Here is a 15,175-nt window from a genome sequence, read left to right as displayed (position 1 = left end):
CTATTATGACCAAGGTTGGGACGGTCTACCACTTCTTCTAAGATACAAGGTTGGGTAGAGCGTAAGTGTTACCCAACAAAACCTTGAGAATGTTGGGTTTCGTTCCTCAACCCAACCTACGTAAATGTTGAATTGTAGCCTTAACTGAACGGTATTGATCTAAACCCCATAAATTTAAGTGGTGAGCAATGCCTGCAAGAACTGCCTTTGTTGGGTAAAAGGTAGATGTGCGTAAGCATCACCCTTACGGAGTGACAAATTCAAGCCAGGAAAAATTGTACCTCAACAGCGATGCCTGTGGCGGGCTACGTCTACGCACTCATCCTCAGCAGCCAGTAGAACTACCCGCACCTTCATTCCAAGAGCAAGCATTTTTCTTCTATGAAACTTAAATTACTTGTGTGAGTGATGATGATACACCAACACCTGCCTTAAGCCGCTTCTCTACGAGACGCACTCGCGTTTGCGTCTACATGAATTGCCGCTACAGCTTGAAGATGCGCCTAAATCCTGTAGACGCATCTTCAAAAATAAATGGTATTAATATCTCAATTTTGAACATTTGCAGCAAAGACTTTAACCTTTGCAGCAAATGTTATTCCATGTATAAGAAAGGCTTAAGTATTTGCAGGAAAGGTATAATCATTTGCTGCAATTACTTTAACCTTTGTAACAAATACTCTTACATGTATAAGAAAGGCTTAAGTATTTGCAGGAAAGGTATAATCATTTGCTGCAAAGACTTTAACCTTTGCAGCAAATGTTATTCCATGTATAAGAAAGGCTTAAGCAATTGCAACAATCATTGTAGTGAACTTATAGATATAGCTGTTGCTAAAAAATCGCCTACTAAATAAAGTGAACCACACACAATTATTAAATCGTCTGTGGTAGCGGTTGAGGTTGCGGCTTCTAGTGCTGTGAATAAATCTGGATGGATTTGGCGATCGCTTAATTTGGGACAGAGGCTATAAGCTAGGTTTGCTAAGTAGTCTAAATCAGCAGAAGTTCTACCTGGCCAAGATTCTGTTGGGATTGATACTAAAAAAAGGCGATCGCCTGGACGCAGTAGGGCGGTAAAAATATCAGCATGATCCTTATCGGAAAACATTCCCATAACCCAATTGACTGGCTCATGGTTAACTGCGTCTAAGCTATCGACATACTGGCGAAGAACTTCGGCGGCGGCGGTATTATGAGCGCCATCAAGTAATAATTTATGGTTTTTCCAGGTAGTCCATTGCATCCGCCCGGGCCATTTAGTTTTTGCCATACCTTGAGCGATCGCTTTTTCAGAAATCTGCCAACCCTGTTGTTGGAGAATTTCTAAAGCTGCTATTGCCAAAGCTGAATTTGCTAATTGAATTTGTCCCGCTAATGGCAAAGGGTATTTAATTAATTTTAAATTTTGAATTTTGAATACTTCGGCTACGCTCAGTACAAGTTTTGAATTTTGAATTGTTTGATATTCTGCCCATCCTGTAGCGATTTGACGGGCGGGTTGAGGCGTAAAAATCGGGCATTGTAATTCTAAAGCACGCGATCGCACAACATTCTGTGCATCCGGTGGCAATGCTCCAACCACAACGGGACATCCAGGTTTCAGGATACCAGCTTTTTCTCTAGCAATATCACCAACGGTAGGGCCAAGTTGCTGCCAGTGTTCCCGGCTGATGGAAGTGATGATCGTAACCAGGGGTTCCAAGCAGACATTAGTAGCATCTAAGCGCCCTCCTAGTCCGACTTCTACCACAGCCACATCAACTTGCTGTTGGGCAAAATATAACCAAGCAGCCGCCGTAATTACTTCAAACTGAGTTGGCGATTCGTCTTCAGGGCGAATAGCAGCTTGGACTTGTTGGAATAATTGACTCAATTCCTCAGAGGAAATTGGCTGTTCATTCAGACAAACACGTTCCGTCCAATCAACTAAATGGGGGGAAGTATAACGTCCTGTACGATAACCAGCCTCAGTCAGTACCGAGGAAAGATAGGCACAGACTGAACCTTTACCATTAGTGCCAGCAACATGAATTACCGGGACTTGGTGATGGGGATTACCAAGATTTGCTAATAGTTTGAGGATGCGATCGAGTCCCAGATGGACGCCAAAGCGTTGCAGGGGTTGTATTACAGAATCGATGTTCAAGGAAGGGGGAGTGGGGAGTGGGGAGTGGGGAGTGGGGAGTGGGGAGTGGGGGGATGAGGGAGATGAGGGGGATGAGGGAGATGAGGGAGAAATAACCAATGCCCAATACTTCGGCTTACCTCGGCTTACTTCGACTACGCTACCTCGACTCCGGTTCCATCGAGCGAAGTCGAGATGCTCGGCACAAGTTAGTACAAGTCGCTACCTCGACTTACCTCGGCACAAGTCGCGGTTCCTGAGCGTAGTCGTTCGCGCAGCGTCCCGCAGGGAAGGGCGGCACAAGTTGCGGTTTCTGAGCGTAGTCGTTCGCGCAGCGTCCCGCAGGGAAGGGCAGTACAAGTCCCCAATGCTCCATGCCCACTCGCCCTGAGCGAAGCCGAAGGGATGCCCAACCCCCGATTAATGAATTTAAGCTTCTCTATCCAAAAAGCCTTGAATTTGTCTTAAAGCCGCAGCGCCAATATTAAACACTGCCCAGCTAGCAGCAATGACAACTGGTGCTAAAACGATCGCTATACGGAAATCGATATCCATATCTAGAACCCCTCTTTTAAGTAGAATTAAAGTTTTGTCAACTGCTCTCATTTTTATTTTTAGCTGAAGTGGGCAACTTTTCCCAATCTATATGTAAAGAATGTTTAAATGATTGGGTGTTGGGGATTGGGCATGGGGCATGGGGCATGGGGCATGGGGCATGGGGCATGGGGCATGGGGCATGGGGCATGGGGCATGGGGCATTGGTTATTAATTCTGCTCCCCCTGCTCCCCCTGCTCCCCCTGCTCCCCCACTCCCCACTCCCCACTCCCCACTCCCTAAGACTTCTTAAACCCAATATCAGTACCCTTACCAGCATGAACTAAAGCTAACTTTTGGTAACGTTGAGCGTGTTCAATCAATTCTGCGGCTTCACTCTCTGTTATTTGGCGTAATACTTTGCCAGGAATACCGACAACTAGGGACAAAGGCGGTACATTTTTAGTTACCACTGCACCAGCACCGATAATGCTACCAGCGCCCACTCTTACCCCGTCTAAAATCACTGCGCCTATGCCAATCAAACTTCCACGTTCAATGTAAGCGGAATGTACCACAGCGCGATGCCCTACAGTGACATGATCTTCTAAAATTGTCGGAAAACCAGGATCGCCATGTAAAATTGCACCATCCTGAATATTTGTGCATTCACCAATTTCAATCCGTTCTACATCTCCCCTAACTACTGCTCCATACCAAATGCTCACCCCTGCTGCTATATTTACCGAACCCATAACAACGGCATTGGCTGCGATAAAGGCAGCTTGAGAAAAATCAGGAGATGTCCAGTAAGAAGCGGTAGACACGATAGAATATAAATATGGTACCCAGGAACACTGGAGAAACTCCAACCTTTGAGGCTGGTTGCACAACTAGGATATCACAGCGTCAAGCCTCTACACTGAGGAAAACACTAGTGAATAATGTTCCTGCCACAACTCCGTGTCTGTGCAGCAGTGAGCAAGTAACCCAAAGTGGTGGAGCCAAAGTGTATAATCCAATACACTAGTGCTGGTGAAGACAAAATTATGTTTGTACGCACTTCATGATGAATCCAGGCTTGCAGTACCCGATGTTTGGGCCTGAAATACAGTGTCCCCATTGTCGCCAGACTATTCCGGCGCTGACATTAACAGATACCTATTTGTGTCCGCGTCATGGCGCGTTTGAAGCTAATCCTAAAAATGGAGAGTTAATCCATTTGCAATCGGGGCGTCATTGGCGGAGGTGGAATAATGAATGGTATAGACAGCATACTCATCCCGATGGTATTCGCTTTGAAATTCACGAAGCATTAGATAAGCTCTATACCCAAGGCTATCGAGCAACACGAGTAATAATTGCTCGGCGCTATCAGGAATTGATGAGTGGCTACTTGGAACGCAGCACACCTTGGCGTTCTGGACAACCAGAAGCTACTGCTGCGCGTTTATACGGCTTACCCGTGGAGTTTAGCCCCGATACCTTAAATGATCCCTGTTGGGAAGTGATTAATTTTGACTTGGAAAAAGAGCCTGGTGTCCCTGTACGCTACCCTTATTTCAGGTTGTTTGAGTAATGGTCATTTGTCATTAGTCATTTGTCATTAGTGAATAACAAAGGACAAATGACTAAGGACTAAGGACTAAGGACTAATATGCACCACGCTTCTATTCGGACTGCGAATATTCATCGAGCGATCGCTTTCTACGAACATTTAGGGTTTACAATTTCGGAACGCTTTACTACAGGCTACACCCTAGCTTGCTGGATGGAAGGATTGGGCGGCAGAATTGAACTAATCCAAATTCCCGAACCAAAACCAGCCCCAGATGCCTTTGCTGACGAGCATTATGTGGGATATTATCATCTCTCGTTCGATTTAACTGAAATTACACCAGATTTACCTAGCTGGTTGACAAATTTACAAGAACGTGTATTACTGGCGGCTGAGAGTCAACCCGAAGAATTACAACCCTTGAAAGTACTTTTAGAACCGACACAACAGCAAATAGGCGATCGCATTTACGAAGTAGCTTTCATTGCCGATACCGATGGCTTGCCTCTGGAATTCATTCGGGTTTTAGCAAAACTCCCATAATTTAGCTTTTTTATTACCTTTATTGCTATAGGATTCCTATTTGATTTTTGAATAAACACCGTACACCTCGAAAAGCCTGATTCCCTACTCCCTACTCCCTATTCCCTACTCCCCGCCTACGCAAATAATTTCAAAAATCAAAGCGGATTACTATATATATGGAGAAGTTTAAAAACCACATCTTTCGTAAGGACACAGCATTGCTGCGCCCCTACAGCATGGTCTATTGACGATCGCAGGATAATTAAGAAAAGCCTGAAAACTTCCGGGAGCACCGTTAATGCACATCACGATGAATTTGTACAGTGCGTAAGTCCTATCTAAATTAAATTCTTTCTATAGGACTCCTATTTGATTGCGTGAAAAAACTCGCCCTCAACTCGAAAAGGCTGATTCCCTACTCCCTACTCCCTACCTACCCAAAGAAGTCAGAAATCAAATCGGATTACTAAATTGGTTTTATTTTATGGTAAAAAATTGGTTGTGACAAAATCTAGTTAATATTAATTAGCTGGACTAAAATTATCTTGTTAGAATCCTAATGCATTATTCTCACCGTTTGCGACTGCCATCAAAATATTTAAATATTCTTATTGCAGTACTAACTTTTGTTTTATTTATCTGGTTAACTCCTGTCCTTGCTCAAGCATTAACTAAAGCTCCGGTTATTTTGGATGGGCAAGAGCTTTTTAAGATCAGCGATTCTGGCCAGTATAGCGCTCAAGAACGGACAAATTTAATCAACTCACAACTAAAATATGCGATTAAAACTTCTGAATTTATTCAAGTTAAAATTGAACAACGCAACCAGCTACCTACTATTTTGCTAAATGGCCGCTATCTGTTAACAGTTACAGAAAAAGATACTGTTCCAGGTAGCACAGTTGATGAGCAGGCAAGGATTTGGGGGCAGCAAATTGAAGAAGCGTTACAGCAAGCTCGCTTAGAGCGAACTAAAACCTATCTCCAACAAACAATTTTTGTAGCAGCAGGAATTTTACTCATAACTGCCGGATTCAGTTGGCTATTGGGATGGATTAAGCATCACTTTTTCCGAGTAGTATCACGACGCTTAACTACTACTAACAATGCGATACCTAATTCGGAACCACTTAAAGTATTGGAATTATTTTTCAAATTAGCTTTGGCGAGTATGCGTATCGGACTTTGGATAAGTGCGATTCTTTATATCACTAATCTCTTTCCTTTCACTCGTCAATGGAGCTACCAAATTTCAAATATCCTAATTACCAGTTTCACTTCACCTCTTCTAACATTAGGCAAAAATCCTTACTCTCTTACTGAATTAATAATTTTGATTGGTTTGTTGTTCGGCTTAGTTATCTTTGCTGGAACTGTAACCAATTTTTTACGTTCTCGCATTCTATATTTTACTGGAATCAATCGTGGCGCTCAAGAAGCGATTGTAATACTTTTCAAATATGGTCTGATTTTTATTGGCACACTGGTACTGCTACAAATCTGGGGGCTTGACATTAGCTCTTTGACAATCTTAGCAAGTGCTTTAAGCGTTGGAATTGGCTTTGGTTTACAAGATATTGCTAAGAATTTTGGCAGTGGCTTAGTACTAGTATTTGAGCGTCCGATTCAGGTTGGAGATTTTGTAGAAGTTGGGGAATATACAGGTACTGTCGAGCGAATAGGTGCCAGAAGTACCGAGATTCGTACTCTTGACCACGTTTCAATTATTGTACCCAACTCTCGCTTTTTAGAAAAAGAAGTAATCAACTGGAGCCACAGCAACCCAATTTCTCGCCTTCATCTCCCCGTTGGCGTTGCTTATAGCTCAGATCCCAAAGTCGTACAAGCTGCTCTGTTAGAAGCAGCCTCTAAGCATCCCAATGTATTGCAGACTCCTTCTCCTTTAGTACTGTTTAAAGAGTTTGGCGACAACACCTTAAATTTTGAGTTATTAATATGGACTGCGGAACCTAATAAACAATTCTTGCTTAAAAGTGATTTATACTACAATATATACGAAATATTACAGCAACGAGAAATTGAAATTCCCTTTGCTCAGTTAGATTTACATCTGCGTTCTGGCACGTTGGAATTTACACCAGAAATGCAGTTAGCCTTAATACAAATGTTTGAACGATTGTCAAAGAATGAACAACGCATAAATCCAATTAAGCCAAGTCAAAATCAAACGTAAATTCGGATGGTTGGCTTGTTCTTAGAAAGCTACAGCGTTTTGCAACTACATGAGGTACACCTTTATATAAAAAACTCCACGCCACTTGCGGATGGAGTTTTTGGGCATGGGGAATGGGGCATGGGGGAGGCAGTGCGGTCTTGGGGTCTCCCCAAGTGGAGCAACTGCCGTCATGGGGAAGAAGTTTCCAATGCCCAATGCCCAATGCCCCAAGTCGGCGGGCGGCTATCCCTCTCCACCCACAAGGGGATGGAGTTTCCCGCCGACTTCCATGAAATATCCCGCGTGCAAAGGGCGTATTGGGTTATATATATTAATCATCTATCAAAATAATTTTAATTTATGCAAAAAATCGTATCCGATCCAAAAATAATGATGGGCAAACCTGTCATTTCAGGAACTCGTATTACAGTTGAGTTAATTCTCGAAAAACTTGCTGCGGGTGAAACATCTGAACAAATACTCGAAGCGCATCCGCGACTTACCGATGAAGGAATTAAAGCAGCTTTGGCATTTGCGGCTGAAGCTTTAAGGTATGATGTGGTTTATCCAACGGTTGAGAAAGCTTCTTAAAGTTTTTAGGGGACGAAAATTTAGATTGGCAAATCGTTGAACGTCTACGGCTTGATGGTCACGAAACTTTATATGTTGTGGAAATGGAACCAGGAATTCCTGACGATGAAGTTTTGAACTTGGCTAATAATCAAGGTGCAATTCTATTGACATCAGATAAGGATTTTGGTGAGTTAGTTTTCCGTTTGCGTCGAATTGCAGCAGGTGTTGTCTTAATTCGGTTATTCGGTTTATCTCAAAATGGTAGAGCAGAAATTGTTGCCAATGCCATTAATAAACATGCAGATGAATTATTAGGAGCTTTTACTGTTATTTCATCTAAAACTATTCGCATTCGTAAAATGACTTGATGCAGAAAAATTAAAAGAGGTCTTTTTCAGCTACTACGGTAAAAAGAAAATCCCTATGACCAGAAAGAAAAAGGTGCAAGCCCACTTCGGCTACGCTCAGTGCATCGCCTAAATTTATTTATGGAAAAATAAAAAATGTATTTCGATTGAACAGCGCAAGAAATACAGCGCGGAGGCGGAGTGTCTCCGCCTCCGCTCCTTGTTACAAGCCCCTAAATTTATTTATGGGGTTCAAAATTATTGACTTTTGACTTTTGACTTTTGACTTCCCCGAAGGGGTTGACCTGCTATTAATTAAGGTCCTAGGGATTTCTTTGCTTACGGGACTGGTGCGACTTGAACGCACGACCTGACGCTTAGGAGGCGTCCGCTCTATCCAACTGAGCTACAACCCCAATTATGAAGCATATATAATTATAGCAGTACTTTTACCAAGACTGCCAAAAATTATCCCAACTGCCGCCTACTTCTAAACCACAAAGAAAACTTTCTGCTTTCAAGATTATTTTAGATTTTCTCCCATTTAGTTCTCGTAACTCTAAATTTAACTTTCCTTGCATGGTGTCTCGGCAACAGTATCTTAAACCATCCTCTGTGGGCGCACGCAGAGGTGTACCAGCTAAATCTGTGGTTCCTGTCAATTCAATTTCATAATTAGAGTTGGTAGCTTTCATTTGCCATCTACCCCAAGGCTGAATTTCCCAATCTACTTGTGAATTCCAGGGAACAAATTCATAAAACTTGCCTTGATAGTGCAACCCAATCATCGCTACAGATTCCATCCACCACAGCACACCCCGCCGTCCACCGCCAGCAGTTAATGCTAAGTCGGGTTCGCCCTCAAAGCAATTACAATTTATCCAAAACCATTTTTGAGGAAAAGCACCACCCCAATTTTTCTCGCCGTAGGCTGGGGCGTTGGTGAATTCGTAAATTTTACCATTCCAGTCAATTTTTCCACTGGCTAAACCGTGAGCCATCAAAATTTGCCATCCAGGTTCAAAAATTTGCAGGAATGACAGCCAGCCTGCGGTTGATTGCTGAATGCTATTTTTATTACCCCAACCGTATATAGGTTGAATTTCATACTGCCAACGGCAATAATTATTAGTGGCGCGTTCGCAAATTATTCCCTGATTCAAAGTAGCTGTGGCTTGATAACCCTCTTGAACATGATGCTCAAACTCTGCTGGGAGCAGGTATAGAGGAGAAATTTGCAAATCCGTTTTACCCCAATGACCTAAACCCAGGACATCTCGACTCCCCCAAAATTTATTCACATCAGGAAAAGTACGCCATAAATACTCATCATCCGGGCCAAGGATTTGGGCTGCACCGCCACTGTGAGGTTTACCGCCGATGGGGTCTTCGATGGAGTACATAAAGGCGAATGTTTGCCCAATTTCCGGTAAAGTGACGCGGTAATACCAGCCTTCAAAGAAGCGGCGACTACTACCATCCCAGTGATAACCAGAATGGGGCGTTTGTGTTGATTGGAGGAGATTTAGGGGAATAGTTAACATATATCTATATAGTTATAGTTGCCGATTTTTTCAGTATGCGCGATGACCTCGATATCAATCATGCTTATGAAATTCTTGGGCTGGAACCGGGTGCATCACAAGCACAAGTAAAGCGAGCTTACCGTCAACTGGTGAAAATTTGGCATCCCGATCGCTTTCTTGAGCAAAAGCAAAAACAGGAAGCTGAGGAAAAAATCAAATCAATCAACTCAGCTTACAACAAGCTCAAATCAGAAAGTCCATCTGAGCCTCCCATTCCTGAAAATCCATCTTCATCTTCGCCTAAAAATCCCACAAAAATATCTGTCAATCGTTGGGATGCTGAAACTTTTTATAGTTTGGGAGTAGAAAATGCTACACAAGGAAGGTATGAGGATGCGATCGCAGATTTTACCCATGCAATTCGTCTCAATCCTCAATATGTTGACGCGTATAAATATCGTGGGCTAGTTTGCTCTCAACTGGGATACGAATATAGAGCCGCTTCCGATTTAAATAAAGCTGCACAAATAGAACAAGAGTTAAGGAATCCGGGCGCTGCTCGTAATGTACGTGCAGCTAGACCTGTATCCAAACCTAGACCTTTTATAAAAAGATTTTGTGAGGGGATAAAAAGTTTACTACGGTTAAATCGACGTTGGAGATAAGAAACGATAGTTTAAGACGCTTCAGACGACATCATATCTTGAGTTCGGCAGACAAGGTGAAAATAGTAACGGAACAAAATGTAGTTTAATAAGTCAAGTCAGATATCAAGCAATAGATACTCCTCAACAATGGCTCTGAACCAGATTTGTTGGAATTCCCTGACAGCATCTACTTTGGCAGTAGTAACTATTGCTGTTTCTGGTTGCACTACCTTGACTTCAAACACTCAGGATTTAATTACCCAGTCGTCAGAAAATAGTCAACTACTTCGCACCCTCTCAACGCAGTCTGATTCAGGTTATTCGGTTGCTTATTCTCCAAAAATATCTCAGGTAAACAGTCCTGTTGGGACGACTCTTGCCAGTGCTGATGCAAAAAGCGTAAAGGTGTGGAATCCCAACACTGGCAAACTCTTGCGTACCCTACCAGGAATGGCTTGGACTGTTAGCTTTAGCCCAGATGGTCAGATTCTCGCTAGTGGCTCTCAAGATGGCACTGATTATGAACCAGGGATGTCACTAGTGCGCCAGTTAGTTCTAGCTAGAGCTTTTCCAGAAGTTCCTTTGAATGAAAGGCTTTTATTAATTACAGAATTATTCGATCACTCCCAAACCTTGGATCGTATATGTCGCGTTAGTGGTGGTCACATTCGTAATTTATTAGGTTTACTTTATAGCTGCCTGCAACGACAAGATCCGCCTTTTTCTAGGGACTGCTTAGAAGCCGTGATTAAAGACTACCGCGACGATCTGCTATTAGCTATTGATGAATCCCAGTGGGAATTATTGTTTGAAGTAGTGCAGCAGCAGAAAGTTAAAGGTGAGTCTGACTACCAAAGCTTACTAAGAAGCATGTATCTGTTTGAATATCGTGATCCTCTGGGGCGCTGGTTTGGCATCAGTCCAGCCTTAGCAGAAACAGAAAAAGTTTTAGCTTGGCAACAAAAAAGTAATAGTGCTGGGTGAGTCATTAGTCATTAGTCCTTTGCCATTGGACTAATGACTAATGCCCCATTCCCCATTCCCAATAACCAATAACCAATGACTACTGACAAGCAGCTACAAGTCTACACAAAAGAAAATCAGCATACTTTGCAAAGACTGATTAGAGCGATCGCACTTTCCGAAGGTCAATTTGCCCTTATTTTAGTTCGGTGTAACTATGGGCAATTACGTGAGCAAATGTTAGAAAATCTTCGCTCCATCACCAAAGATATCAATATCAGAGAAATCGTTCTCAATCCATCAACTACTTCCTTACACAACACAATAGTCTCAGAACTATCTTTAGATAATCCTGCCGTTGTTACAGACTCTTTACCATCAGCTGTAATGCTTTTTGGTATTGAGTCAACTATCAACCTAGAAAACTTACTTACAGGCATCAACCAAGCACGAGATATTTATGCCGCGACTTTTCCATTTCCAGTGGTATTGTGGCTACAAGATGATGTTGCATCATTGCTTTCAAGATTAGCGCCTGATTTTAAAAGCTGGGCTGCAACCACGATTAAATTTGAAATGGCAAAAGCAGATTTAATTGCTTTGATCCACCAAGAGGCAGAATCTCTATTTGCCAAAGTTTTAGAAGCAGGTGCTGAAACATTTTTATCTAACGCCTCCCTAGATTTAGATCCTAAGTCTCAACACCGCCACGAAATAGAATCAGCCCGTAATGATTTGCTGCGCCTTTACAGCGTTCAATTAACACCAGGATTAGAAGCTAGTTTAGAATTTGTTTTAGGGCGAGATAAATATGCCAACGATCAAATTAATGGTGCTTTAGCCAATTATCAAAGAAGCCTAGCATTGTGGCAGCAAGAAACGAAGAGAGTAGCACAGTGGGAGAGTAATTCTTCTTTACCCCTCTCATCTCCTCACCCTACCCTTCCCTCATTTTTACTTAAGCAAGCAATAGTACTATTCCATCTGGGGCTGTGTTATCACCGAATGGCAGACTTACACCAAAATAGTAATGGTAGCTATTGCGAACATGCTCTGTTGTGGTTTAAACAATGCCTAGAAATATTGGAGGAGGTAGAAAGAGAAGACTTAGTTGCTAAATTTATTTTGCCTGCTTGTGAAATGCTGCAACGTTTACAAGCCTGGGATGACTTAAAAGAATTAGCTCAAAAGTCATTACATCTACATAAAACTTATGGAAATCCTGCACAAGTTGCTCAAGATTATGGCTTTTTGGCAAATGTGGCAGTTTCTAAGTCGAATTGGATACTGGCTCATGAATTAGCGAATACAGCACTTTCTATCTCCGAAGAAGTAACACAAGCTTCTCTGCGAGACGCTTTGCGAAGACGACGACAAGAAAGTTGGTATCTTCTCTTGCTAGCACGTACACAGAGGCATCTAGGTGAGCCAGAGGAGGCTATCAATAATCTGGAATGGGCGAGGGTAGTTTGTGAGCTACAACATCAGCCATCTCTTTATTTAGAGATTTTAGAGGAACTGCGATCGCTTTACTTTTTTGAGCGTCATGACTATACAGAAGCCTTTAAGCTCAAGCAAGAAAAAATTCAAATAGAACATCAGTATGGCTTTCGTGCCTTCATTGGGGCAAGTCAATTGCAGCCGCAACACTCTAAAATTAACCCAGCATTAGAACCTCAAAAAATACCGTTTATTCCTGAGGGAGTTGCTCAAGAAATATCTGCTTCTGGACGGCAGCAAGATGTCAATCGTTTGATTGAAAGAATTACTCGTGCAGACTACAAGCTCACAGTAATTTATGGCCCATCCGGTGTAGGTAAAAGTTCAACTCTCAAAGCTGGTTTAGTCCCAGCACTGAAAAGTAAAGTTATTGGTGAACGCATTCCTATACCTATTGTTTTGTCTGTTTACACTGATTGGCTCTCAGTCTTGATTAGCAGTCTAAATCAAGTGCTGGCATCCACAGGAATATCGGTTAATCTTGACTCTACACCTACTATACTGCTAGAAAAAATCCGGTTAGCAGCCGAGGGCAATTACACAATAATTATCATCTTAGACCAGTTTGAAGAATTTTTCTTTATTAGTCATATTCCCACAGAAAGAATCGAATTTTACCAATTTTTTAGTGAATGTTTAAATATTTCTTATGTTAAAATTATTCTGTCATTAAGAGAAGATTATTTACATCATTTACTAGAATTTGAAAGGTTGAGCCAAAAAAATAGTATTGGTCTATATGATTTAGGCGTAATTAATAAAAATATTCTCGATAAGGATATTCGCTACTATCTAGGAAAATTCTCTAGCCAGGATGCTAAAGCCATAATTCATAGTCTTACTCAGCGTTCACATTCTGAATTGAGTGATGAATTAATTAACCGATTAGTCCAGGATTTAACAGGAGAACTAGACGAAGTACATCCAATTGAATTACAAATAGTTGGCGCTCAACTACAAATAGAAAACATTACCACACTCGCACAATATAAGCTTTGCGGCGGCTCGACAAAATTGGTGGAACGCTGGCTTGGGGAGGTTATTAAAGATTGTGGTCAGGAGAATGAAGAGTTAGCTTGGAAACTATTATTTGAGTTAACAGATGAAAAGGGGACGCGACCGTTAAAAACTAAAGCTGACTTAGCGGCTGCATTAGTTAATAATCATGATATAGATACAATATCAAGCTTTGACACAGTTGGGGAACTGATTTTAGAAATATTGGTGGGTTCAGGTTTGGTGTTGCGAGTTAGAGAAGAGTTAGGCGATCGCTACCAGCTAGTTCACGATTATTTAGTTGAACCAATTCGCCAAAAGAACAATTATGGTATGCTCGCGGAATTAGAAAAAATCAAACTTGAAAAAACTCAAGCTGAAGTCGCCCAACAACTTAGTCAAAAGCAACTAAATTTGGTATTGCAACGGCGACTGCGGGAAGCACGGATAGCAGGCGCAGTGCTGGCAATCATGGGGGGAACAATAGCAGCATTATGGTGGCAAGCCGACTTGCAAAAAAGAGCAGCAATCCGCCAAACTCTACGAGCTGAACACAGTGAAACCAACTTGAACATTAGTGCGATCGCTGCTGCTAGTGAAGCTTTATTTGCCTCTAATAAAGAATTTGATGCCCTATTAGAAAGTTTGCGGGCTTGGAGAGAACTTAAACAGGCAGAGGTCGTGCAGCCAGATACCCGAATGCGGGTGGTGACAGCCCTCCAACAGGCAGTTTATGGGGTAACAGAGGCTAACCGCTTGGAAGGGCACGCTGATATTGCCTGGGGAGTAGCTTTCAGCCCAGATGGTCAGTTGCTAGCATCAGGTAGCCGAGATCAAACAGTGAAAATTTGGCGTCCTGACGGTACCTTACTCCAAACCCTCAAAGGTCACACTGATGCTGTCACTTGTGTAACTTTTAGTCCTGATGGTCAATTTATCGCCTCCGCCAGCCTCGACAAAACAGTGCAAATCTGGCACAAAAACCCGGTTACAGGTGAATTTGACCCCAAGCCATATAAAACCCTCAAAGCATACGGTGATTCTGTTGACAGCGTTAGTTTCAGTCCTGATGGCGAGTTGTTAGCTACTGGCAGTCAGGATACAACCGTAAAAATCTGGCGCAAAGACGGTAGTTTAGTAAAAATACTGAGAGGACATCAAGGGTGGGTTAACTGGGTAAACTTCAGTCCCGATGGTCAATTCATTGCCTCGGCCAGCGACGACAAAACTGTAAAAATCTGGCGACGGGACGGTAGCCTCGTTACAACTTTGCAGGGACATCAGCAGAATGTGATGATGGCTGTTTTCAGCCCAGATGGTAAATTTTTGGCGTCAACAGGTCGAGATAAAACAGTGAAACTTTGGCTCAGGGAAATTAACAGCACTAAAGACGGTTTTGACTTTCGTCTTTACAAAACTTTACGGCAGCATACTAGGAGAGTGTGGAGTTTGAGCTTTAGTTCCGATAGTAAAAAGTTAGCTTCCGCAGGTGAGGACAATACCATAAACCTCTGGAGTATCACTGGTACTTTACTCAAAACGTTCAAAGGACACAGCGATGCTGTTGTCAGCATCGCTTTCAGTCCAAATAACAAATTTTTAGCTTCAGGGAGTTATGACAAAAGCGTGAAACTATGGAGTTTAGATGCCCCAACACCGTCTATTCTTCAAGGGCATCAGAAGCGAGTTTTGAGCGTTGCT

The 15,175-nt window shown here is 42.4% G+C and carries 15 protein-coding genes, 1 tRNA gene and 1 pseudogene; 11 read left to right on the top strand and 6 right to left on the bottom strand.

Going from position 1 to position 15,175, the window contains the following annotated elements; all coding sequences use genetic code 11:
• Window positions 1-251: 251 nt before the first annotated feature.
• On the top strand, window positions 252-392 hold the full coding sequence (locus LC574_RS04055) for a hypothetical protein (RefSeq protein WP_229451606.1): 141 nt from the start codon (window positions 252-254) through the stop codon (window positions 390-392).
• A gap of 410 nt (window positions 393-802) precedes the next feature.
• On the opposite strand, the gene LC574_RS04050 is transcribed toward LC574_RS04055, so the two are convergent.
• Window positions 803-2,149, bottom strand: coding sequence for a folylpolyglutamate synthase/dihydrofolate synthase family protein (locus LC574_RS04050; RefSeq protein ID WP_229451608.1), 1,347 nt, complete (start codon window positions 2,147-2,149; stop codon window positions 803-805).
• A gap of 98 nt (window positions 2,150-2,247) precedes the next feature.
• Between LC574_RS04050 and LC574_RS04045 the strand changes: the two genes are divergently transcribed.
• The gene (locus LC574_RS04045; RefSeq protein WP_229451605.1) at window positions 2,248-2,388 is read left to right on the top strand and encodes a hypothetical protein; all 141 of its coding nucleotides are present in this window, start codon (window positions 2,248-2,250) and stop codon (window positions 2,386-2,388) included.
• A 169-nt stretch (window positions 2,389-2,557) separates the two neighbouring features.
• Here the strand turns inward: LC574_RS04045 and LC574_RS04040 are convergent, their stop codons facing one another.
• From LC574_RS04040 to LC574_RS04030, 3 genes are read right to left on the bottom strand one after another with little or no spacing between them, the layout of a single operon-like run.
• Window positions 2,558-2,683 (bottom strand): photosystem II protein Y, encoded by a 126-nt coding sequence (locus LC574_RS04040; RefSeq protein ID WP_099101230.1) that lies wholly within the window; start codon window positions 2,681-2,683, stop codon window positions 2,558-2,560.
• 37 nt (window positions 2,684-2,720) lie between these two features.
• Entirely contained in the window at window positions 2,721-2,945 is a 225-nt protein-coding gene (locus LC574_RS04035) for a hypothetical protein (RefSeq protein ID WP_229451604.1), read from the bottom strand.
• 17 nt (window positions 2,946-2,962) lie between these two features.
• Window positions 2,963-3,490, bottom strand: a complete 528-nt coding sequence (locus LC574_RS04030) for a gamma carbonic anhydrase family protein (protein WP_229451603.1) — start codon at window positions 3,488-3,490, stop codon at window positions 2,963-2,965.
• 239 nt (window positions 3,491-3,729) lie between these two features.
• Here LC574_RS04030 and LC574_RS04025 point away from each other — a divergent pair, with 239 nt between their 5' ends.
• The 6 genes and pseudogenes from LC574_RS04025 to LC574_RS04000 form a co-directional block, all read left to right on the top strand.
• Window positions 3,730-4,242 carry a TIGR02652 family protein gene (locus LC574_RS04025; protein ID WP_229451602.1) on the top strand — a complete coding sequence of 171 codons (513 nt, stop codon included), beginning with the start codon at window positions 3,730-3,732 and terminating at the stop codon, window positions 4,240-4,242.
• A 78-nt stretch (window positions 4,243-4,320) separates the two neighbouring features.
• Window positions 4,321-4,764: a VOC family protein gene (locus LC574_RS04020; protein WP_152588463.1), complete on the top strand. Its 444-nt coding sequence runs from the start codon at window positions 4,321-4,323 to the stop codon at window positions 4,762-4,764.
• A 541-nt stretch (window positions 4,765-5,305) separates the two neighbouring features.
• Window positions 5,306-6,940 (top strand): mechanosensitive ion channel family protein, encoded by a 1,635-nt coding sequence (locus LC574_RS04015; RefSeq protein WP_229451601.1) that lies wholly within the window; start codon window positions 5,306-5,308, stop codon window positions 6,938-6,940.
• 120 nt (window positions 6,941-7,060) lie between these two features.
• Window positions 7,061-7,273, top strand: coding sequence for a hypothetical protein (locus tag LC574_RS04010; RefSeq protein ID WP_229451600.1), 213 nt, complete (start codon window positions 7,061-7,063; stop codon window positions 7,271-7,273).
• A gap of 9 nt (window positions 7,274-7,282) precedes the next feature.
• Window positions 7,283-7,513: a DUF433 domain-containing protein gene (locus LC574_RS04005; RefSeq protein WP_229451599.1), complete on the top strand. Its 231-nt coding sequence runs from the start codon at window positions 7,283-7,285 to the stop codon at window positions 7,511-7,513.
• Between the two features lie 11 nt (window positions 7,514-7,524).
• Window positions 7,525-7,863: pseudogene (locus LC574_RS04000) on the top strand (DUF5615 family PIN-like protein); the annotation flags it as partial.
• A 321-nt stretch (window positions 7,864-8,184) separates the two neighbouring features.
• Here the strand turns inward: LC574_RS04000 and LC574_RS03995 are convergent.
• Window positions 8,185-8,258 (bottom strand) — tRNA-Arg (locus LC574_RS03995).
• A gap of 33 nt (window positions 8,259-8,291) precedes the next feature.
• Window positions 8,292-9,386, bottom strand: a complete 1,095-nt coding sequence (locus LC574_RS03990) for a tocopherol cyclase family protein (RefSeq protein WP_229451598.1) — start codon at window positions 9,384-9,386, stop codon at window positions 8,292-8,294.
• Window positions 9,387-9,421: 35 nt separating this feature from the next.
• Here LC574_RS03990 and LC574_RS03985 point away from each other — a divergent pair, with 35 nt between their 5' ends.
• From LC574_RS03985 to LC574_RS03975, 3 genes are all read left to right on the top strand, one after another.
• Window positions 9,422-10,033: a DnaJ domain-containing protein gene (locus LC574_RS03985; protein WP_229451597.1), complete on the top strand. Its 612-nt coding sequence runs from the start codon at window positions 9,422-9,424 to the stop codon at window positions 10,031-10,033.
• A gap of 129 nt (window positions 10,034-10,162) precedes the next feature.
• Window positions 10,163-10,999: a WD40 repeat domain-containing protein gene (locus tag LC574_RS03980; protein WP_229451596.1), complete on the top strand. Its 837-nt coding sequence runs from the start codon at window positions 10,163-10,165 to the stop codon at window positions 10,997-10,999.
• A 75-nt stretch (window positions 11,000-11,074) separates the two neighbouring features.
• Window positions 11,075-15,175, top strand: a 4,101-nt coding sequence (locus tag LC574_RS03975; protein WP_229451595.1) for a WD40 repeat domain-containing protein, incomplete at its 3' end; no start/stop codon positions are given.

Source organism: Nostoc sp. CHAB 5715 (genome assembly GCF_020829685.1).
Classification (GTDB): domain Bacteria; phylum Cyanobacteriota; class Cyanobacteriia; order Cyanobacteriales; family Nostocaceae; genus Nostoc.
The sequence above is the reverse complement of the archived record's forward strand: the minus strand, read 5'-3'. Positions and strand labels throughout refer to the sequence as shown.